This is a genomic window from Cupriavidus sp. SIMBA_020 (assembly GCF_046535395.1).
Taxonomy (GTDB): domain Bacteria; phylum Pseudomonadota; class Gammaproteobacteria; order Burkholderiales; family Burkholderiaceae; genus Cupriavidus; species Cupriavidus campinensis.
In genome coordinates this window covers 12,728-32,236 of the sequence record NZ_JAWRWU010000005.1, presented here as the reverse complement: position 1 = coordinate 32,236, position 19,509 = coordinate 12,728, and the positions used below count along the sequence as shown (strand labels likewise).

At 69.7% G+C, this 19,509-nt stretch carries 13 protein-coding genes; 7 read left to right on the top strand and 6 right to left on the bottom strand.

All coding sequences use genetic code 11. The features are described from left to right. The first annotated feature begins 1 nt into the window (after nt 1). Together treZ and treY are read left to right on the top strand one after the other, a co-directional pair. Entirely contained in the window at nt 2–1,972 is a 1,971-nt protein-coding gene (treZ, locus tag SB751_RS11610; protein ID WP_410748116.1) for a malto-oligosyltrehalose trehalohydrolase, read from the top strand. Continuing rightward, the gene (treY, locus tag SB751_RS11605) at nt 1,969–4,623 is read left to right on the top strand and encodes a malto-oligosyltrehalose synthase (RefSeq protein WP_313816067.1); all 2,655 of its coding nucleotides are present in this window, start codon (nt 1,969–1,971) and stop codon (nt 4,621–4,623) included. Before treZ ends, treY begins: the two co-directional genes overlap by 4 nt. A gap of 28 nt (nt 4,624–4,651) precedes the next feature. Here the strand turns inward: treY and SB751_RS11600 are convergent, their stop codons facing one another. Then, complete coding sequence (locus SB751_RS11600) at nt 4,652–5,653, bottom strand: SDR family oxidoreductase (RefSeq protein WP_144196853.1); 1,002 nt, start codon at nt 5,651–5,653, stop codon at nt 4,652–4,654. A gap of 288 nt (nt 5,654–5,941) precedes the next feature. On the opposite strand from SB751_RS11600, the gene ligD reads away from it, so the two are divergent. The 4 genes from ligD (at nt 5,942) to SB751_RS11580 (ending at nt 12,664) form a co-directional block, all read left to right on the top strand. Further along, entirely contained in the window at nt 5,942–8,611 is a 2,670-nt protein-coding gene (ligD, locus tag SB751_RS11595; protein WP_410748062.1) for a DNA ligase D, read from the top strand. 163 nt (nt 8,612–8,774) lie between these two features. Further along, entirely contained in the window at nt 8,775–9,149 is a 375-nt protein-coding gene (locus tag SB751_RS11590) for a hypothetical protein (RefSeq protein ID WP_144196851.1), read from the top strand. Nucleotides 9,150–9,379: 230 nt separating this feature from the next. Further along, nucleotides 9,380–11,461 carry a response regulator gene (locus SB751_RS11585; RefSeq protein ID WP_144196850.1) on the top strand — a complete coding sequence of 694 codons (2,082 nt, stop codon included), beginning with the start codon at nt 9,380–9,382 and terminating at the stop codon, nt 11,459–11,461. Between the two features lie 195 nt (nt 11,462–11,656). Further along, nucleotides 11,657–12,664: a Ku protein gene (locus SB751_RS11580; protein WP_144196849.1), complete on the top strand. Its 1,008-nt coding sequence runs from the start codon at nt 11,657–11,659 to the stop codon at nt 12,662–12,664. 125 nt (nt 12,665–12,789) lie between these two features. Here the strand turns inward: SB751_RS11580 and SB751_RS11575 are convergent, their stop codons facing one another. The 4 genes from SB751_RS11575 to SB751_RS11560 all read right to left on the bottom strand — a co-directional run bounded on the left by SB751_RS11575 (nt 12,790) and on the right by SB751_RS11560 (nt 16,272). Beyond that, nucleotides 12,790–13,275 (bottom strand): BON domain-containing protein, encoded by a 486-nt coding sequence (locus SB751_RS11575; RefSeq protein WP_144196848.1) that lies wholly within the window; start codon nt 13,273–13,275, stop codon nt 12,790–12,792. A gap of 294 nt (nt 13,276–13,569) precedes the next feature. Beyond that, nucleotides 13,570–13,926: a hypothetical protein gene (locus SB751_RS11570; protein WP_186296799.1), complete on the bottom strand. Its 357-nt coding sequence runs from the start codon at nt 13,924–13,926 to the stop codon at nt 13,570–13,572. Between the two features lie 119 nt (nt 13,927–14,045). Then, entirely contained in the window at nt 14,046–15,047 is a 1,002-nt protein-coding gene (locus SB751_RS11565; protein ID WP_092301425.1) for a tripartite tricarboxylate transporter substrate binding protein, read from the bottom strand. A gap of 91 nt (nt 15,048–15,138) precedes the next feature. After that, nucleotides 15,139–16,272: a hypothetical protein gene (locus tag SB751_RS11560; RefSeq protein WP_092301428.1), complete on the bottom strand. Its 1,134-nt coding sequence runs from the start codon at nt 16,270–16,272 to the stop codon at nt 15,139–15,141. Nucleotides 16,273–16,394: 122 nt separating this feature from the next. Here SB751_RS11560 and SB751_RS11555 point away from each other — a divergent pair, with 122 nt between their 5' ends. Continuing rightward, nucleotides 16,395–17,396, top strand: coding sequence for a LysR family transcriptional regulator (locus SB751_RS11555; RefSeq protein ID WP_144196846.1), 1,002 nt, complete (start codon nt 16,395–16,397; stop codon nt 17,394–17,396). A gap of 93 nt (nt 17,397–17,489) precedes the next feature. Here SB751_RS11555 and SB751_RS11550 read toward each other — a convergent pair whose 3' ends face one another. Then, a complete protein-coding gene (locus SB751_RS11550) occupies nt 17,490–19,436 on the bottom strand; it encodes an Atu1372/SO_1960 family protein (protein ID WP_410748061.1) in 1,947 nt (648 codons plus the stop codon). Nucleotides 19,437–19,509 lie beyond the last annotated feature (73 nt).

Genomic DNA, 19,509 nt, shown 5'->3' with positions numbered 1-19,509 from the left:
GATGTATGCCATGCCCGCGCCCGGCTCCGGCGCCCGGCCCGTCTCCCCGGTTCCGCAATGGCAGACGCTTGGCGCGGACACGCGCCTGCTGCCGTGTGACGATGAAGGCGCCGAGGCATACCGCTTCGGCCCCGTGCGGCTGGCCGATGGCCGCGTGCGCTTCCGCCTCTGGGCGCCGGACGCCGCCGCGCAGGACCAGCCCGTGCGGCTCGAAGTGGCCGGCATGACGCCAGTGATGATGGCGCCCACCGAACACGGCTGGTTCGAAGCCGTGACCGCCTGCTGCGACGGCGCGCGCTACTGGTTCCGGCTCGACGACGGCACCATCGTGCCGGACCCTGCCTCCCGGCTCCAGGCCGACGACGTGCACGGCGCCAGCGTGCTGTGCCAGCCGGCCGAGCCGTTCCCGTGGCAGCACACCGAGTGGCGCGGGCGCCCCTGGCACGAGGCCGTCATCTATGAAATGCACGTGGGGCTGGCCGGCGGCTACGCCGGGGCCACCGCGCAGTTGCACCGGCTGGCCGCGCTGGGCTTCACCACCATCGAACTGATGCCGCTGGCCGAGTTTCCCGGCGCGCGCAACTGGGGCTATGACGGCGTGCTGCCGTTTGCGCCCGAGCGCAGCTATGGCACGCCGGACGAACTCCGCACGCTGGTCGACACCGCGCACGGCCTGGGCATGATGGTGCTGCTCGATGTGGTCTACAACCACTTCGGCCCCGAGGGCAACTACCTGCACCGCTACGCCAGCCCGTTCTTCCGCACCGACCGCCAGACCCCCTGGGGGCCGGCCATCGACTTCCGGCGCCCGGAGGTGCGGCGCTTCTTTGGCGAGAGCGCGCGCTACTGGCTCGAATCGTTCCGCTTCGACGGCCTGCGGCTGGACGCCGTGCATGCCATCGAGGACGAAGGCTGGCTGCCGCAGCTGGCGCACGACCTGCGCCAGTGCCTGCCGGGCCGCCATCTGCACCTGGTGCTGGAGAACGACCACAACGACGCGGCGCTGCTGGCTGCCGGCTACGACGCCCAGTGGAACGACGACGCCCACCACGCGCTGCACGTGCTGCTGACCGGCGAGCACGACGGCTACTACAAGGAGTACCACGCCAGCCTGCCCGAGAGCGTGGCGGTAAAGGTGGGCGACGACAAGGCGGCCAGCACGCCGCCGATCCGCCACCTCGCCCGGGTACTGGCCGAAGGCTTCGCGTGGCAGGGCGAGGTGTCGCCCCACCGCTCCGGCGACGAAAACGGCCCGCTGCAGGGCCGCGAGGTGCGGCGCGGCCAGCCCAGCGCGCATCTGCCGCCCACGGCCTTCGTCACCTTCCTCCAGAACCACGACCAGACCGGCAACCGCGCCTTCGGCGAGCGGCTGGCCAGCCTGGCCGAGCCGGACGCGCTGCGCGCCGCCGTGGCGCTGCAACTGCTCTGCCCGCAGATCCCGCTCGTTTTCATGGGCGAGGAGCACGGCGCACGCACGCCATTCCTGTACTTCACCGATCACCCGCCCGAACTGGCCCGGGCCGTGCGCGACGGCCGCCGGCGCGAATTTGCGGCGTCCGAAGCCTTCCGCGACGACACCCGCTCGGCACAGATCGCCGATCCCAACGCGCCGGAGACCTTCGAAGCCTCCCGCCCGATCTGCGACGACACCGACGGCTATTGCCGCGCGTGGAACCACTACTACGGCGAGCTGCTGTCCATCCGCCGCAACGAGCTGATGCCGCGCCTGCGCAACGCCCGCGCCGAGGGCGTGACCGTGCTGGGCGACAAAGCCCTTGTGGCGCGCTGGCGGCTGGGCGACGGCAGCCGGCTGTCGATCTGGCTGAATCTGGGCGAGGAGCCCGTGGTGGTGGACTGCGAAGGCGGTGGCGGCGGCGCGATGATCCACGCCAGCCAGCCCGGCGCCATCGCCACGCTGGCTGCCGGCACGCTGCCGGAACACTGCTGCGTGACCTGCCTGCAACGCCCATGACCGACCTCGACCACGCCGGCGTGCCGCGCGCCACCGCGCGCCTCCAGCTGCACGCGGGGTTCACCTTCGCCGATGCCGAGGCGCTGGTGCCCTATTACGCCGGGCTGGGCGTCAGCCACCTGTATCTATCGCCGGTCACCACGGCGCGCCCCGGCTCCACCCACGGCTACGACGTCACCGATTTCACGCAGGTCAACCCGGAACTGGGCGGCGAAGCTGGCCTGCTGGCGCTGGCCACGCGCGCCCGCGCGGCGGGGCTGGGTCTGGTGGTGGACATCGTGCCGAACCATATGGCTGCCGATGCCACGCACAACGGCTGGTGGCGCGACGTGCTCGCGCACGGCCAGCGCAGCGCCCATGCGCAATATTTCGACATCGACTGGCAGCCGGCCGACCCCGCGCTGCACGGCAAGGTGCTGCTGCCGATCCTCGGCGACCCCTACTGGGACACGCTGGCCTCGGGCGCGCTCCGGCTGGAGCGGCCCCCGGGCGGGCCGGCCACGCTGCGTTATGGCGACCACAGCCTGCCGCTGGCCGAGCCGATGCCCGAGCCGATGCCCGACATGGCTGCGCCGGGCGACCCGAGCACTCCCGAGGGCCTGCACGCGCTGCTGGAGCGCCAGCACTACCGGCTGGCGTGGTGGCGCACCGGCGCCGCCGAGCTGAACTGGCGGCGCTTTTTCGAGATCACCGAGCTGGTGGGCGTGCGGGAGGAAGACGAGGACGTGTTCGAGGCCGTTCACGCGCTGGCCTTCCGCCTCTATGCCGAAGGCTGGGTGGACGGGCTGCGCGTGGATCATGTCGATGGGCTGGCCGACCCGGCGGGCTACTGCCGGCGCCTGCGCGCCCGGCTGGACCTGCTGCGCCCCGGCCGCCCCGCCGAGGGCGCCCGCGCGCACCCGTGGATCGTGGTGGAAAAGATCCTGGGCGAGGACGAACCGCTGCCCGCCGACTGGGGCGTGGACGGCACCACCGGCTACGACTTCATGGACGAGGTGGCTGCCGTGCTCCACGACGCCAGCGGCGAAGGCGCGCTGAACATGCTGTGGATGCGCATCAGCGGCGACAGCCGGCCCTACCCGGACTATGTGAAGTCGGCCCGCCACCGCGTGATCGCCCGGCACCTCGTGGCCGAGATCGACGCGATCTGCACGCGCCTGCACGCGCTGGCGCGCTCGGCACCGGCCACGCGCGACCTCAGCGCTCACGCACTGCGCCACGCGCTGACCGCCTTCCTCGCCGCAGTGCCGGTTTATCGCAGCTACTACACCGCCTCGCCACATGGCGCGGACCCAGATGCGCGGGCCTTCGACGACGCCATGGTCGCCTCTGCCGCCGCGCAGGCGCGCACCCACCTCGCCCCGGACGAGGCGGCGGCGCTCGACTTCCTGCTCGGCTGCCTGCAAGGCGATGCCGGGGCGGACACCCCAGCCGACACCCCAGCGGACACCCCGGCCAGCGCCATCCGCACCCGGCTGCAACAGGTCATGCCAGCGCTGGCGGCCAAGTCCACGGAAGACACCGCCTTCTATCGCTACGGCCGGCTGCTGTCCCGTAACGAAGTGGGCAGTTTTCCCGGCACGCTGGCGCTGGCGCCGGAACGGTTCCACGCGCGCATGGCGCACCGCCAGGCGCACTGGCCGCACGCGATGCTGACCGTGGCCACGCACGACCACAAGCGCGGCGAGGACGCGCGCATGCGGCTGGCGGTACTGAGCGAGATGGCCGGGACGTGGGCCGAGGCCGTGGCCGGCTGGGAAGCGCAGATCGGCCCGCTGCTGGTGGCCTCCCCCAAGGGGCCGGACGGCACCGACCGCGCGATGCTCTACCAGACGCTGCTGGGCGCCTGGCCGGCGGAGCCCGGCGCGCTGGCGAGCGAGGACGCCCAGCGCGAGTTCATCGCCCGCATTCTGGCGTGGCAGCGCAAGGCCATCCGCGAAGCCAAGCGCCACGGGAGCTGGACCCATCCCGACGAGGCCTACGAGGCCGCCTGCGAAGCCTTCCTGGCGGCGCTTGGCATGGGTGCGAAAGACAGTGGGGAAGACAGCGTGCTGGAGCATATCGGCCGCTTCGCGGACCGCATCGGCCCGGCCGCCGCGCTCAACAGCCTTGCCCAGACGCTGCTCGCGCTGACGGCGCCCGGCGTGCCGGACTGCTATCAGGGCAACGAGGGCTGGGACTTCAGCCTTGTCGATCCCGACAACCGGCGCCCGCCGGACTACGCGCTGCTTCAGGCGCGCCTGGAATGCCGGGCCGGCTGGGCGCAGTGGCTGGCGCGCTGGCGCGATGGCCGCATCAAGCAGCAGTTGATCCGGTCGGTGCTGGCGTACCGGGCCGAACAGCCGGCGCTGTTCAGCCGGGGCGAGTACACCGCGCACGCGGCCACCGGCAAGCTGGCGCCGCAGGTGCTGGCGTTCTCGCGCCGCTGCGGGCCGGTGGAAGCGATGGTCATCGTGACGCGGCTGGCCGCCGCCCATGTGGACCCGGCGCTACCCCGCATTCCGCCCCATTGCTGGGGCGACACCGCGCTGCATGCCGAGGGGGATTGGGTCGATGTGCTGACCGGCCACGCGGTGCCGTCCCACGCGGGCTATGTGCGCGTGAAGGACGCGCTGGCCAGCCTGCCGGTGGCGCTGCTGGTGCGGGCTTGAATCGACAACCGGCCCGCACCCTCTCACCCTAGCGCCGCCTCAGTTGCACCAGCCCCGCCATCGTCGCCGCCGCGCCCACCATCAGCGCCGTCGTCAGCAGCGGATGCCGGGCCGACGTCGTGTACGGGCAGGACTGGATCGCCTTGCGGTTGCCGGTGCGCTCCCGCAGGCAGTTGCCGGCCTCGTAGAGCGTGTTGTCCTCGCGCGGGCCGGCCGGGTCGCGCGTCTGCTGGGCGCGGCCCATGAAGCGGCTCATGAAGCGGTCGAACGCGTGCGGCGCATGGTAGGCGGCGGCGGAGAATGCCTTGGCGGAAGCGCCCACGAACATGTCCCGGCGCGGGTGCGCGGCGGCGAACAGGATCGCGTCGGCGGCCATCGCGGGGTCATAGAGCGGCGCCGCCAGTTTCGGCTCCACGTGCAGGAAGTTCTTGGCGTGGCTGACCATCGGCGTCTCCAGCCCGGCGGGCTTGATCAGCGTCACCGAGATGGGCGCCTTTTCCTGCTCCAGTTCCAGCCGCAGCGTGTCCGTGAAACCCTTGATGGCGTGCTGGGAGGCCGCATAGGCACCCTGCAGCGGCATGGCGCAGTCGGACGCCTCACTGCCCATGTTGATGATCGCCCCGCCATGCTGGCGCAGGTGCGCGGCGGCGGCCAGCGAGCCGTGCACCACGCCCCAGTAGTTGGTGTCGAACAGGCGGCGCTGGTCTTCCAGCGGCACGTCGTCATGGCGGCCGAAGATGGTCACGCCGGCATTGTTGACCCAGGTGTCGAAGCCGCCGAACCGCGCGATGGCCGCCTCCGCCAGCTGGGCCACGTCGTCCTGGTTGCCCACGTCGGTCTTGACGGTAATGACCTCGGTCCCGTGTTCGCGCAACTCCTCGGCCAGTTTGTGCAGCACGTCCTCGCTGCGCGCCGCCAGCACGAGCCGGGCGCCGGCGGCAGCCGCCTTGCGCGCGGTGATCAGGCCCACGCCGCTGGTGGCACCCGTCAGCACGATGACCTGCGAGCCAATTGGTTTCAGGGGTCTCATTTCCGTGTCGTCCTCTGCGCCCGGTTCGGATGGGATGCGGCGCGCGGGCATCCGGGCTGCTGCGGGCGCACTGTTGACGCTGACGACACTGTGGCGTGTCTCCCCTGTCGAGTCCGCAAGTCCCGTTCCCGGCTGGCGGCGGCGACACGCCGATGTGCGGCGCAGCATCGGGGGTCAGGAATTACAACAACGGGTAAGCGGCGCCGTGTAGGACGGCTCCCGCTTTCGCAAGCGGCGTGTGCTGCATAAGCTGAAAGCCGCAGCCCCGCCGCCTCCGAAGGACACACCATGGCTCAACCTACCCGTGCCACCCGTGCCGCCGACCCCGCTCCGGACGCCGCCGAACCGCTCGGCAAATACCGGCGCAAGCGCGACTTCGCGGCCACGCCGGAGCCCAGCGGGGGCAAGGCAGCCAAGGGAACCAAGACCGCCCGCAAGCGCGCGGCGCCGGCGCTGTCCTTCGTGGTCCAGAAACACGCCGCGCGGCGGCTCCACTACGACTTCCGGCTCGAACTGGACGGCACGCTGAAGAGCTGGGCGGTGCCCAAGGGGCCGAGCTACGACCCGGCCGACAAGCGCATGGCCGTGCACGTGGAGGACCACCCCCTCGACTACGCCAACTTCGAAGGCGTGATTCCGGCCGGGCACTACGGCGCCGGCACGGTCATCGTGTGGGACCGGGGCACCTGGGTGCCCGACGGCGACCCGGCCGCCGCCCATCGCGCCTATCGGGACGGCAAGCTCAAGTTCGAACTGCGCGGGGAGAAGCTCAAGGGCCACTGGACCCTCGTACGCATGCGCGGCAAGCGCCAACGTGACGACCAACGCGACGACCAGCGCGACAACAACGGCTGGCTGCTGATCAAGGAGCGCGACGAGTACGCGCAGGCCGCGTCGGCCTTCAATGTGGTGGACGCCATGCCGGACAGCGTGCTGGCCGGCACGGCCAAGGCGGCGAAGAAGGCTGCAAAGAAGGCACCGGCCAAATCGGCCAAGTCAGCAGCCGCCAAGAAGGCCAAGGCCCGCGACCTCCCCGCCCTGCCCGAGGGCGCCAAGAAAGCCAAGCTGCCACTGGCGCTGGCACCCCAGCTCGCCACGCTGGTGGAGAAGGCACCGGCCGACAGCAGCCAGTGGCAGTACGAGATCAAGTTCGACGGCTACCGCGTGCTGGCCCGGATCGATGGCGACGACGTGCGCCTGTTCACGCGGCAGGGCAACGACTGGACTTCCAAGCTGCGCGGCCTGGCGGCGGAGATCCGCACGCTGGGCCTGCCCGACGGCTGGCTGGACGGCGAGATCGTGGTGGTGGACGCGCAGGGCATCACCGACTTCCAGGCGCTGCAGAACGCGTTCGAGACCTCGCGCGCGGACGCCATCCAGTTCTACGCCTTCGACCTCCCCTACTACGCCGGCCACGACCTGCGCGCCGTGCCGCTGGACCAGCGCCGGCTGCTGCTGCGCCGGCTGTTCGAGGCCAACACCGCGCCCCGGCTCCATTTCAGCGAGAGCTTCGAGGCCAGCCCGGACGAGATGCTCGCCGCCGCCTGCCGCATGAAGCTGGAAGGCGTGATCGGCAAGCGCAACGACGCGCCCTACGTCAGCACGCGCGCCAACACGTGGATCAAGCTCAAATGCACGCTGCGGCAGGAGTTCGTGATCGGCGGCTTTACCGACCCGAAGGGCAGCCGCAGCGGGCTCGGCGCCCTGCTGCTGGGCGTGCACGACGCGCAGGGCAAGCTGCGCTACGCCGGCAACGTCGGCACCGGCTTCGACACCGCGATGCTCGGCACGCTGCGCAAGCAGCTCGACCCGCTGGTGACGGACGCCCCGCCGTTCGACGACCTGCCGCGCGGCATTCGCGGCCACTGGGTCAAGCCAAAGCTGGTAGCGGAGGTGTCCTTCGGCGCCTGGACCAGGGAGGGCCGCGTGCGGCATGCGGTGTTCCACGGCCTGCGCACGGACAAGCCGGCCGGCGCGGTCTCGGTAGAGAAGCCGGCGGCGGCGGCGAAATCGGGCAAGACGGCGGCAAAGAAGGCCCCGGCCAGGAAAGGCGCCGCGAAGGAGACCATCGGCAAGATCGTCGTCAGCCATGCGGACCGGGTCATCGACACCTCCACCGGGCTGACCAAGGGCGACCTCGTGCGCTACTACGCCAGCGCGGCCGGGCTGATGCTGCCCTACCTCAAGGGCCGGCCGATTGCGCTGGTGCGCGCGCCGTCCGGCGTGGAGGGCGAGCAGTTCTTCCAGCGCCATGGCGACACCCTCAAGATCGATGGCGTGCGCCCGCTCGACCCCAAGCTCTGGCCCGGCCATCCGCCGCTGCTGGAGATCGCCACGGAGGCCGCCATCGTGGCGGTGGCGCAGCTCAATGTGGTGGAGTTTCACACCTGGAACGCGGTGGCGCGCAGCCTCGACAAGCCGAACCGGATCATTTTCGACATCGACCCCGGCGAGGGCGTGAAATGGCCGGCCATCCAGGAGGCCGCCGCGCTGACCAAGGGGCTGCTGGACGAACTGGGGCTGCAAAGCTTCCTGAAAACCAGCGGCGGCAAGGGCCTGCACGTGGTGGTGCCGCTGGCGCCGCGGGCGAACTGGGGCTGGGAGCCGGTGCGGGACTTCGCCCAGGCCGTGGTGCAGCACATGGCGGCCACTATTCCGGACCGTTTCGTGGCCAAGAGCGGGCCGCGCAACCGGGTTGGCAAGATTTTCATCGATTACCTGCGCAACGGTGTCGGGGCTACCACGGCTGCCGCGTTCTCGGCACGTGCGCGGCCCGGGCTGGGCGTGTCCGTGCCGGTGGCCTGGGAGGAGCTGGGCGACCTGACCTCGGCGGCGCACTGGACCATCGCCAACGTGGGCCCGCGCCTTGAGGAAATGGCCCGGCATGACCCGTGGGCCGGGCACGACGCCGTGCGCCAGACGCTGACCCAGGCCAGCAGGCGGCTGGCCGGGTCCTGAGCGCCGGCCGGACCACCCCGAACCCCACTCGCCCGCTCCGGTCAGCTGTCCGGCTCCGTATGTCCGGCTCCGTCTGTCAGCGTCTCGGCATGTGCGGCACGCTTCTTGCCAGTCCCATCGGAAAACCCCCGCCGACGCCGGCACACAAGACGAGGCAAATCCGATGAGACATCTTCCTGATCCATGGTTCTCCAACGACTTCTGGCAACGCGCCGTGCTGGGCGGGCTGACGTTGGCACTGGCCTTCCTGCTGGTCTCCACCGCCGAGGCCAAGCTCCCTCCCCCCACCGCTGAACAACAGCAGGCAGCCGAGGCCAAGAAGGCCAAGGAAGCCGAGGAAGCCAAGGTGCAGGCGGCTCAACTGGCCCAGGTGCAGGACAAACTGGCCGCCCGCTTCGGCAAGGGCCCCAGCGCGGGCGGGCAGACCCCGGAGAGCAAGTTGCCGCAAAAGGCGGTCGAGGCACCCGGCTCGGCAGGCCCGCAAGGCGGCACCTCGCCCAGCGCGGAAGCGCATAGCGGCGAGGCGCAGCGCAAATGACGGCCACTCGAACTGCCAATCACACGTGAATTTATCGCCACTTTTCAAGCCTGAACGGCGCATGTCGAAACTACAACGGAACCGGGCTGTATGCAGGTAATTATTACAATACGATCCTTATTCCCGACACCTGACGCCGCGTCTCCGGCACGTCCGGCCGGCCTTGCCACGCGTGGCGCACTCCGGGCATCCGTCTTCACTATCGCGGCCGATCCTGCCGCCTGCCAGCCATGAACGCCTCGACCGCCCACACCAGCCGGCGCCCGCTGATTCTCAACGTGGAGGATCGTGAGGGACCGCGCTACGTCAAGAGCCGGATCCTGCACCGGGCCGACTTCTCCGTGCTGGAAGCGTCGACCGGCCAGGCCGCGCTGTCGCTGGTCCGCCAGCACACCCCGGACCTCGTGCTGCTGGGCACCCAGTTGCCCGACGTGGACGGGCTGGAAGTCTGCCGCCTGATCAAGAACGACCCGCAAAGCGCGCGTACGCTGGTGCTGCTGACGTCACCCGGCGTCTCGGATTCCCACCGGCGCGTGCAAGCCCTTAACGGCGGTGCCGACAGCTTCCTGATCGAGCCAGTGGAGTCCGAGGAACTGGTTTCCAGCATCAACGCCCTGTTGCGCATGCGCGGGGCCGAGGATGCCTTCCGTCGCACCTCACAGGCGCTGCACGAGAACGAGGACCTGTTCCGCCAGTTGGCGGAGGCGCTGGCCGATGTGGTCTGGATTCTCGACCCCACCACCGGGCGCTTCCTGTTCGTCAGCCCCTCGTTCGAATCGCTCTGGGGCCGTCCGGCGCAATCGGTGCTGCAAGACCCGCACCGCTGGCTCGAATGGGTACTGCCCGAGGAACGCTCGCGCATGGAAGCCGAATGGCAGAGCATGCTGCGCGACGGCCGGCTGGACACCGAATTCCAGCTCGAACGCCCTAACGGCGAGATCCGCGAAGTCCATATGCGCGCCTTCCCGGTGCGCGGCGCGGATGGCCGCTGCCTGCGCGTGGCGGGCATCTGCCAGGATGTAACGCGCCACAAGCGCGCCGAGCGCACGCTGCATAACGAGGAGCGCCGCAAGGACGAATTCCTCGCCATGCTGGCCCACGAACTGCGCAACCCGCTGGCGCCGATGCGCAGCGCGGTAGACATGCTCCAGCAGTTCTCCCCGAGCCGCGAGGACATGTTCCGCGCGCGCGACATCATCGGCCGGCAGCTGCATCACCTCACCCGGCTGGTGGACGAACTGCTCGACGTGTCCCGCTTCAACCAGGGCAAGATCACGCTGCGGCGGGATCTGGTGGAGTTGCGCGGCGCGCTGAACACGGCCGTGGAGACTGTGCGCCCGCTGCTGGAGGAACGCCAGCACGCGCTGCGGCTGTCGCTGCCCGAGCAGCCGCTGCCGATTCGCGGCGACATGGTGCGCCTGACCCAGATCTTCGCCAACCTGCTGCATAACGCCGCCAAGTACACGCCCGAGGGCGGCACGCTGGCCGTGGAGGCCGCCGCGGCCGATGGCAAGGTGATCGTGCGCGTGAGCGACAACGGCGCCGGGCTCTCCCCGTCGCTGCAACGGCAACTGTTCGATCCACTGGCGCCGGAGTCCGGCAACCCGCTGGAGGAGATGCCGACCCCGGACGCCACCTCGATCGGCGCAGCCAATCTCGCGGCCAGCCCGGCCCCGGGCCTGAACGCGCTGCACGCCGAGCACGATGACCGGCACGGCGACGCGCCCCGGCCGTGCGAGCCTGCCTCGGACAACGAAGCCTTTGCCACGCGCGAGGGCGCCGGCATCGGCCTGACGCTGGTGCAGAAGCTGGTCACGCTGCATGGCGGCCGGGTCAGCGCCGAGAGCCCGGGCCGCAACCTGGGCAGCACCTTCGTCGTGGAACTGCCCGTGGAACCGTGGCAGAACTGGCACCCGCCGACCGGGAAAGCGCGCCCGCAGCCGGGCGCCGCGCACACCATCATGCTGGTTGATGACAACGCCGATGCGCTGGAGGCCATGACCATGACGCTGGAGACGCTCGGCCACACCGTGGTGACGGCGCCCGACGGCCAGAGCGCCGTGGCGTGCGCGGCCAGCGTGCGGCCGGACGTGGTGCTGCTGGACCTGGGCATGCCGACCATGGACGGCTTCGAGACCGCGCGCCGGCTGCGCGAGATTCCCGAACTGCGCCACGCGCGCATCGTGGCGCTGACCGGCTTCGGCCAGCCCGACGACCGCCGGCGCACCCGCGCGGCGGGGTTCGACCTGCATCTGGTCAAACCCGCCGACCTCGGTGCCCTGACCCGCATGCTCGATGAACTAGACGCCTGACCAAGGAGCCTCATGCTGGATCTGCCCCTGCCCCTGCCCCTGCACCTGCACATCACGCCCGAGCCCGATATCGTGCCCCCGAAACCCGAGGCCCCGCCGCCGGAGCCGCCGCCGGGTCCGCCCGAGCCGGTCAGCGATCCGCCCCCGGGCGATCTCCCGCCCCCACCGCCGCAGCGCGCCTAGGGCCACCGGGGCATGTCCCGCATCATCTGGAAGGGGGCCATCAGCTTTGGCCTCGTCAATATCCCGGTCGCGCTGAAGGCTGCCTCGCGCAGCCACACGCTTGACCTCGACCTGCTGGACCAGCGCGACATGGCGCCGGTGGGCTACCAGCGCATCAACAAGCACACCGGCAAGGTCATCGACAACGAGCACATCGTCAAGGGCTACCAGTACGAGAAGGACGAGTACGTGCTGCTGAGCGACGAGGATTTCCGGCAGGCCAATGTCGAGGCCACGCAGACGGTGGATATCGTCAGCTTCGTGGAGGCGGACAGCATTCCGCCCTACTACTTCGACACCCCCTACTACCTGGAGCCGGACAAGCGCGGCGAGCGCGGCTACGCGCTCTTGCACGAGACCCTGCGCAAGACCGGCCGCGCCGCGCTGGCGCTGGTGGTGCTGCGCAACCGCCAGCACCTGGCGGCGCTGCTGGTGGTGGGCAAGGCGCTGGTGCTGAACACGATGCGCTTTGCGGACGAGGTGGTGCCAATCGAGGATCTGAGTCTCCCCAAGGGGGGCAAAGGCAAGGCGGCGAGCCCGCGCGAGGTGACCATGGCCACCAAGCTGGTGGAGGACATGAGCGAGGACTGGAAGCCCGAGCAATACCGCGACACCTATCGCGACGATTTGATGGCCCGCATCCACGCCAAGATCAAGGCCGGCAAGACGCACCTGCTGACGCCGGCATCCGAGGAGGCGGCGCCGAGCGGCAAGGGCGCCAAGGTTATCGACATGATGGCGCTGCTCAAGCAGAGCATCGGCCACCGTGGGCACGCGGGCGTACGGCCGGCTACCCGCAACGCGGATCTTCAGGACGACGAGGAAGAGGAAGGCGACAACAAGCCGGCGCGGAAGAAGACGGCGGCGAAGAAGGCATCGGCCAAGAAAACGGCGACAAAGAAAGCGGCGACAAAAAAAGCCGCGCCGAAGAAAGCCGCAGCCAGAAAGGCCGCTCCCGCCAAAAAGCGCAAAGCGGCTTGACCTGGGTCAACGCCGCAAGAGCCCCAAAAAGAGCCGCGGTACGTGGGATGACCGCGGCTCCGCGCAGAGAGCGACGACGAGGTCGCCACGCAAAAACTAGCGCGTGTACATAAACGGCGTGTGCATTAACGCGACGACACCTTCAGGTTGTCGCGCACCGAACTCACACCCTCCACCGACCGCACGGTCTCCAGCGCCATCTCGTGCTGGTCCTTCGTCGGCACCGTGCCGGTCAGGGCCACCACGCGGTCCTTGGTCTTCACGTGGATGCCGGTGGACTTGAGATCCTTGGTGGCCAGCAGCTTGGTCTTGACCTTGGTGGTCAGCGCGCTGTCCGTGACGGCCTGCTTGGTGTTGTCCACGCCCTTGTCCACACTGGCATCCAGCTTGGCGTCAGTGGTAGCGGCGGGACGCTTTTCCTTGTCACCCTCGGTATGGCCAGGCATGCCCGGCGCATTGTTGGCCGGCGGGGCCGCGCTGTTGTCGCTGCGGACGCCGGTGTCGGCCACCTTGATAAAGCCGCCGCCCCCCATCTCCAGGGCATGCGCGCCACCCGCAGCGGCGAGCGCGGCGGTCATCAATGCAATACGCAGGGTCTGTGCTGTCTTCATGCTCGATCTCCTTTTCGTGGAAGTGACAGCCACTGTTCCGCACATCGCGTGCCAGATCGGCCAAATGACGCGTGGACGGGGCCTGGCGGCGATTTCGAGCCCCGGGACGGCGTGGGCGCATCGCCCGACCGGTAAAAACACGGCACGCGTTGTAAATCGGCGCACATGGGGAGCCACGCATGCGTTACCTGTATGTCTGACAGATGCCATACCCCCGACATTCGCGGCCCCGGCGGGGATGGCACGGCCATTGCAACTCTGGGCCTGCGGCAGCCTCGCCGCGCGACATGGAGACTAGCAATGGGACAGCAGCAACAGGGGAACCAATCCCAACCGGGCCAGAAGCAGCAAGAGCAGCAGCAACCCGGCCAGCGCGGTAACCAGCAAGGTGGCAGCCAGGACCAACAACGCGAAGGCGGGGGCCAGATGGGCAACCAGGACCAACGCGGTGGTCAGCAGCAACAGGAGTCCGGCCGTCAAGGCCAGCAGGGCGGACAACAGGGCGGCCAGCAAGGACAACAAGGCCAGCAAGGTGGCCAGAAGGACCAGGACAAGAGCCGCCAGCCGTAAGTCGGCGCCCTCTTCGTTTTTTCTTTGTTTTTCCGGACCCCGCGCGGCATTTCCACGGTTGCCGCAGCGCGCTGAAATCAAGGCGCGGCAGATGAACGGGGTCCACCGCCGGGGCACTCGCAAGGGTGCCCCGGCGTCTTTCTTACCATCCTCTCTCTATATATATAGGCAGCTCGCCCGGACCAAGCCTGGACCAAGCGTCAGGCGAGCCGACTGGCCACGCGCCCGATGGCCTGCCGCCATACCTCGCGGTCGCGCGCCAGGTAGTCGGCCGCCTGCGCGCCAGTGAGCGCCAGCGGCTCGGCGCCATCCTGCCCGAGGCGTTGCTGCAGTGCCGGCGTGCGCAGCAGCCGCGTGAAGCGGTCCGCCAGCGCCGCGCAGGCGCGCGCCGGCATGCTGGGCGCCGCCAGCACGCCGTACCAGGCGTCCTGCCGCATGCCGGGCACGCCGGCCTCCTCGAAGGTCGGCACACCCGGCGCAAGCGGGCTGCGCGCGGCGCCGGTCACCGCCAGCGCGCGCACCTTGCCCTGCCGCATCAGCGGCAGCGCGGCCTGCAGCGTGCTGACCAGCAGCGCCACGTGACCACCCTGCAGATCGACCAGCGCACGGGCACTGCCCGGATACGGCACGTGGTTCATCGACACCCCCGCCTGCTGGCAGATCAGTTCGCCCACCAGATGGGCGCTGGAATGGGTGCCGAGCGAGGCGTAGGCCAGTTCGCCGGGGCGCCGGCGGGCTTCCGCCAGCCGGGCCTGGAGCGTTTGCGCGGCGGCAGGCGCCCCGGCGGAGGCCAGCAGCACGTGCGGCGTGCTGGCGACGATGGCCACTGGCTGCAACGGCGTGGCCGGCGGCTCGGGCGCAGCGGCCAGCAAGGGGCCGATGCTGACCGAGCCCACTGTGCCAAGCAGCAAGGTGCGCGGGCCGGACGTGGCGCGCGCCACCTCGTGCAGGGCGATCTGGCCGGCAGCGCCGGGGCGGTTCTCGACGATGGTGGGCACGCCGTCCGTGGTCAGGCTGTCGGCAACGAGACGGGCGATATGGTCGGCACCCCCGCCGGCGGCATAGCCGACCAGCAAGTGCGTGGTGTCTGCGCCACATGCGGCGCGGGGGAACAGCGGGAGTACCGCGAGTCCGGCCAGTCCGGCCAGACCATGGGTCAGGCGGCGGCGGGCCCGGTCAGGCGGAACCGGAGGGAACGGCATGGATGCAGGGGCGCGAGTCGAATAGCTCGCGGCATCCTAGCACCACCCCGCCCCGCCTGCCGTGGGGGCAAACCCCGTCTTGCCCAGGCCCTTACAGCTGCGGCGCGCGGCACGCGGCGCCCGCCGCATTGGCGGCCGGGTCCATGCCGAACACTGCCTGCGCGCCACACTGCGAGCCGAACATGCGCGCCTGATCGTGGCCCACCCCCACCACTTCAAAGGCGCGATGGCGACTGGTCTGGCCCGGCTTGGCGAGGAATTGCTCGTAGCGCTGGTAGGCACGCCCGCGCTGGAGGCGCGTGGGGCCTTCGGCCTCGGCCCCACATGCCTTATCGAGCACACGATGGTTCGGATCGTTGTCCTCGCTACCCACCATATAGGTAACCTGACGCTGCATGTAGCGCTGGTAGAGCGTCATGCCATCGGCGCCCTTGGCGTAGGCCACGATGTCCTGCATGCCGTAGCGGTACTTGTTGTAATCGGCGCAGGCGGCGGTGCTGTAGGGCGCGAAGCGCTTCAGGTCCGGCGCCACCGGCCGGTCCGGCGTGAAATAGAGATAGGACGAGGGATTGGCCACCACGTAGCGCAGGTCGATGCCGCGCGCGCGCACGCGCTCGTCCACGTTGTTGAGCACCGCGTAGCGGTGGACGATCTGGGCGCCGCCGGAATGGCCCGCCACCGTGACCTTGCTCACACCGGGGAAGCGCGACTTGTCGGTGACGAAGGCCAGCAGGTCGTCCAGCACCTGGAGCGAGCTGACGCCGGCGCCGGGGCCGGACACCGCGTCTTCGCCGCCGATCCAGCCTTGCACGGTCCAGACCGGCATGTTGTCGAAATGCTTGGCGGCATCGGGCGTGCCGGGGAAGTTCGGGGCAATCAGCAACACCTCTTCCGGCTTGCGGCCGCTGGCCTGGAGCAGCGCGGCGCCGGCCGCGTAGTAATCGTCGCCATTGCGCTGGAGGCCGTGCTGCACGAACACCACCTCGCGGATGCCGCGCAGGTCCGCCGTCAGCAGATGGTTGGCGTAGACCGGGAAGTCATAACCGGCACCGCTGCCCAGGTGCACGCGCTGCCATTGGGGCTTGGCGGCGGCGGAGGGGGCGGCTGGCGCGGCGGACGGCGCGGAAACCGAAGGCGCCGGGGGCTGGCTGGCGCAACCAGCGGCAAGCGCCGCCGTGGCGGCCATCAGCAAGGTGAATCGGGCGAAGCGTGGCGCGCCGGGCATGGGTGTCTCCTTGGTCTTATGTCTGCCGTATCAGGCAAAACGCCAATACTAGGCCGGCGGGGGCTGCTCGTAAAATATATGCTTTCTGCATCTGCCATATTCACAACATATCGGACCTACCGATGGAATTGAGACACCTGCGTTACTTCCTGGCCGTGGCCGAAACCGGCTCCGTGACCCGCGCCGCCGAGCAACTGGGCATCCAGCAGCCCCCGCTCTCCCAGCAGCTGAAGGCGCTGGAGACCGAGCTGGGCGTGTCCCTGTTCGACCGCCAGCCACGCGGCGTGGCGCTGACCGCCGCCGGCACCGCGCTCCATGGCGACGCCGTGGAGCTGTTCGCCCGCATCGAGCAGATGCGCGCGCGCATGCAGCGCATGGCGCGTGGCGATGAAGGCGCGCTGGCCATCGGCTTCACCAGTTCGGCGGCGGCGCACAAGCTCACCCCGGAGGTGCTGCGCGCATGCCGGCGGCAGTTTCCGCGCGTGACGCTCTCCTTGACCGAGCGCAACGCGGCCGAAGCCATCGAGCAACTGGCCGATGGCACGCTCAGCGCCGCCCTGCTCCGCGCGCCGGTGCAGCACCCGGAAGGCGTGCGCTTCGACCTCCTGCTCGAGGAAGAAATGGTGATCGCCCTGCCGCTGGACCACGCGCTGCTGCGGCGCCGGGCGGAGGAAGGCGTGGCCGGCGGCACGCCGGTATCGCTACGCGAGCTGAAGGGCGATCCGTTCATCCTGGTGCGCCGGCCCGGCGCGCCGGGCATGTACGGCGACCTGCTGCGCGAATGCGAGGCGCTGGGTTTCACGCCCCGCATCGGCGCCGAAGTGGAGCGCATGCTGACCAACCTCAACCTGGTGGCCGCCGGCGCCGGCGTGAGCGTGGTGCCGGCGTCGATGGCCGGCCTCAACCGCCACGGCGTGGCCTACTGCCGCATGGTCGAGACCGACCGCCTGCGCGCCCCGCTCACCCTCGGCTACCGCGCCAAAGACGCCGACCCCGCCGTGGCGGCGCTCGTGGCGCTCACCCACCGGATTGCGGCCAGGCACAGGAAGGAATGGGATGCGGCGGGAGGGGAAGTGCCGGGGCGAATGGAGGGCGCATCGGCGAGCGTCCCCAGGGTGACGTGAGCGTCTTGGCCATCACGAACCACCGAGAACATCAGGCTTCCGCACTCCTCGGCGAGCCGCGGGTCGGTGTCGAATGACTGGAGGTGGTCGAACTCAGGCAACCTCGACGATCAGTTCGATTTCCAGGCAGGCGCCGAGCGGCAACTGCGGCACGCCGAACGCACTGCGCGCGTGCTGGCCGCGCGTGCCGAACACCTCGGCGAGCAGATCACTGGCGCCATTGGTGACGAGGTGCTGCTCGGTGAAGTCTGCTGTCGAATGGACGAGGCTGGTGAGCTTGACGACCCGCACGATCGAATCGAGGTCGCCGGTGGCGGCGTGCAGCGTCGCGAGCAAGTCGATGGCCACCTGGCGGGCCGCCGCGACACCGTCGGCGGTGCGCAGATCGTCGCCAAGGCGGCCGGTCCGCACCTGCCCGCCAACGCGAGAGAGATGGCCGGACACGTGGATCAGCTTGCCGGACCGCACGCTCGGCACATAAGCCGCCGCCGGGGCCGAAGCCGTGGGCAGTTCGATGCCGAGTTGCGCAAGCTTGTCGTAGATTCGCGGCACCGGCGCGAACGCCGGGCCGTCCGGTTTCAGGCGCATGCCGGGCTTGAGATGCTGCCATGGCAGCTCCGCCGGATCGGCGATGAACGGACCGGGCGCTCGCACCACGAAAATGTCTTCCGCGATCGCGGCGAAATCGGCTCGGAAATGCACGGAGCTCTTGTTCACGAGAATCTTCATCCCCGCCGGTTCGATGCCGACCGCGCGGTACATGTTGCGGTCGAGCAGTTGCGCCTTGGTGGAGCTGACGGCAACGCGCACGCCGTCGAGCCGCAGTCGCGCCATGGGTCCCATGTTGGCAGCCTTGCCGTGCATCATTGGCCCGCCGTAGACAAACTTGCCGTCGGACAGCGCCTCCACCTCGAAAGTCGCGCGCAGCGGGGCATCCTCGCTCACCTGCGGGCAGCCGCCAAGGGCAATATCGATCCTCGCCCCAACGCCAGCCTGGTGCGCAGCCGCGGCAGCGGCGGGATCGCAGATGATCCCGATCGCGGCGTCCTGCACGCCGGCCTTGAGCAGCGCACGCAGCATGCCCATGGTGTTGCCGTCGCCGCCGACGCCCGGGTTGTCCTGCGTGTCCGCGAGGATGACCGGCCGCGCGGCCTTTTGCGCGATCCGCACGGCACGCTGCACCGCTGCATCCGGCTCCTCGAACTGCACGGCCCACTGGCTCTCGGGTTCGCAGATGCGCGCGAACAGTGCCTCGACGGCCCGCTCGACGCCGGCTTTGTCGAAGCCGTACCCCCAAACGACGGGACCGCATTCAGCGAAGTCGGCAGCGGGAAAGCCCGGTGTGAACGACAGCGACAGCACGCCTTGTTGCTCCAGCGCTTCAAGCAGCCCGTAGACGCCTTGAGCAGGCTGCATCATCGTGGACATGCTGTTGACCGGTATCAGGAACGGCACGCGTCGCGCCACCAGGTGCGCACGCGTCTCCCGCCTGCACAACTCCAGCAGCATCTCGGCGGCCCGTTTGCCGGTGGCGGCCATGTCCACGTGCGGATAGGTGCGATACGCCACCCCCCCATCCGCCAGCGCGAGCATCCGTTCGGTGACGTTGGCATGCAGATCCAGCGAGACCACGATCTTCATGTCCGGACCGGCCGCGGCACGGATGCGCGCCAGCAGCTCGCCCTCGCCGTCGTCGAGGTGCTGGGCCACCATGGCGCCATGCAGGTCGAGATAGATCGCGTCGTACGAGGCCGTCATCACCGCCTCCACGATCTCGCCGGCGATGCGCTCGTAGGCATCGGTCGTGACATGCGCCGAAGCGCCCGCAGCCGCCCAGATCACCGGCGTGACGGTGTGACCGTGCCCGCGAACGTGGTGGATGAAGCCGCTGACCGGCACGTTCACGTCCAGCAGGTCGTAGATCGCCTCGCCGCGCACCATCGCGGGAAAGTCCTCGCCACGGACGAAGCTCTCGTAGGTGGCCATGGTGGGGGCGAACGTATTGGTTTCGTGCTGAAAACCGGCTACTAGGATATTCAAGGAGCACCTTCCTGGAGCGGGATGCCCGAACGCGGCGAGGCCAGCGACGCGAGCGCCGGCGCCGCCATGCGAA

What these genes read in the sequence shown, in the direction of transcription:
- treZ (WP_410748116.1), top strand. Translation starts at nt 2, where the DNA reads ATGTATGCCATGCCCGCGCCCGGCTCCGGCGCCCGGCCCGTCTCCCCG.
- treY (WP_313816067.1), top strand. Translation starts at nt 1,969, where the DNA reads ATGACCGACCTCGACCACGCCGGCGTGCCGCGCGCCACCGCGCGCCTC.
- SB751_RS11600 (WP_144196853.1), bottom strand. Translation starts at nt 5,653, where the DNA reads ATGAGACCCCTGAAACCAATTGGCTCGCAGGTCATCGTGCTGACGGGT.
- ligD (WP_410748062.1), top strand. Translation starts at nt 5,942, where the DNA reads ATGGCTCAACCTACCCGTGCCACCCGTGCCGCCGACCCCGCTCCGGAC.
- SB751_RS11590 (WP_144196851.1), top strand. Translation starts at nt 8,775, where the DNA reads ATGAGACATCTTCCTGATCCATGGTTCTCCAACGACTTCTGGCAACGC.
- SB751_RS11585 (WP_144196850.1), top strand. Translation starts at nt 9,380, where the DNA reads ATGAACGCCTCGACCGCCCACACCAGCCGGCGCCCGCTGATTCTCAAC.
- SB751_RS11580 (WP_144196849.1), top strand. Translation starts at nt 11,657, where the DNA reads ATGTCCCGCATCATCTGGAAGGGGGCCATCAGCTTTGGCCTCGTCAAT.
- SB751_RS11575 (WP_144196848.1), bottom strand. Translation starts at nt 13,275, where the DNA reads ATGAAGACAGCACAGACCCTGCGTATTGCATTGATGACCGCCGCGCTC.
- SB751_RS11565 (WP_092301425.1), bottom strand. Translation starts at nt 15,047, where the DNA reads ATGCCGTTCCCTCCGGTTCCGCCTGACCGGGCCCGCCGCCGCCTGACC.
- SB751_RS11560 (WP_092301428.1), bottom strand. Translation starts at nt 16,272, where the DNA reads ATGCCCGGCGCGCCACGCTTCGCCCGATTCACCTTGCTGATGGCCGCC.
- SB751_RS11555 (WP_144196846.1), top strand. Translation starts at nt 16,395, where the DNA reads ATGGAATTGAGACACCTGCGTTACTTCCTGGCCGTGGCCGAAACCGGC.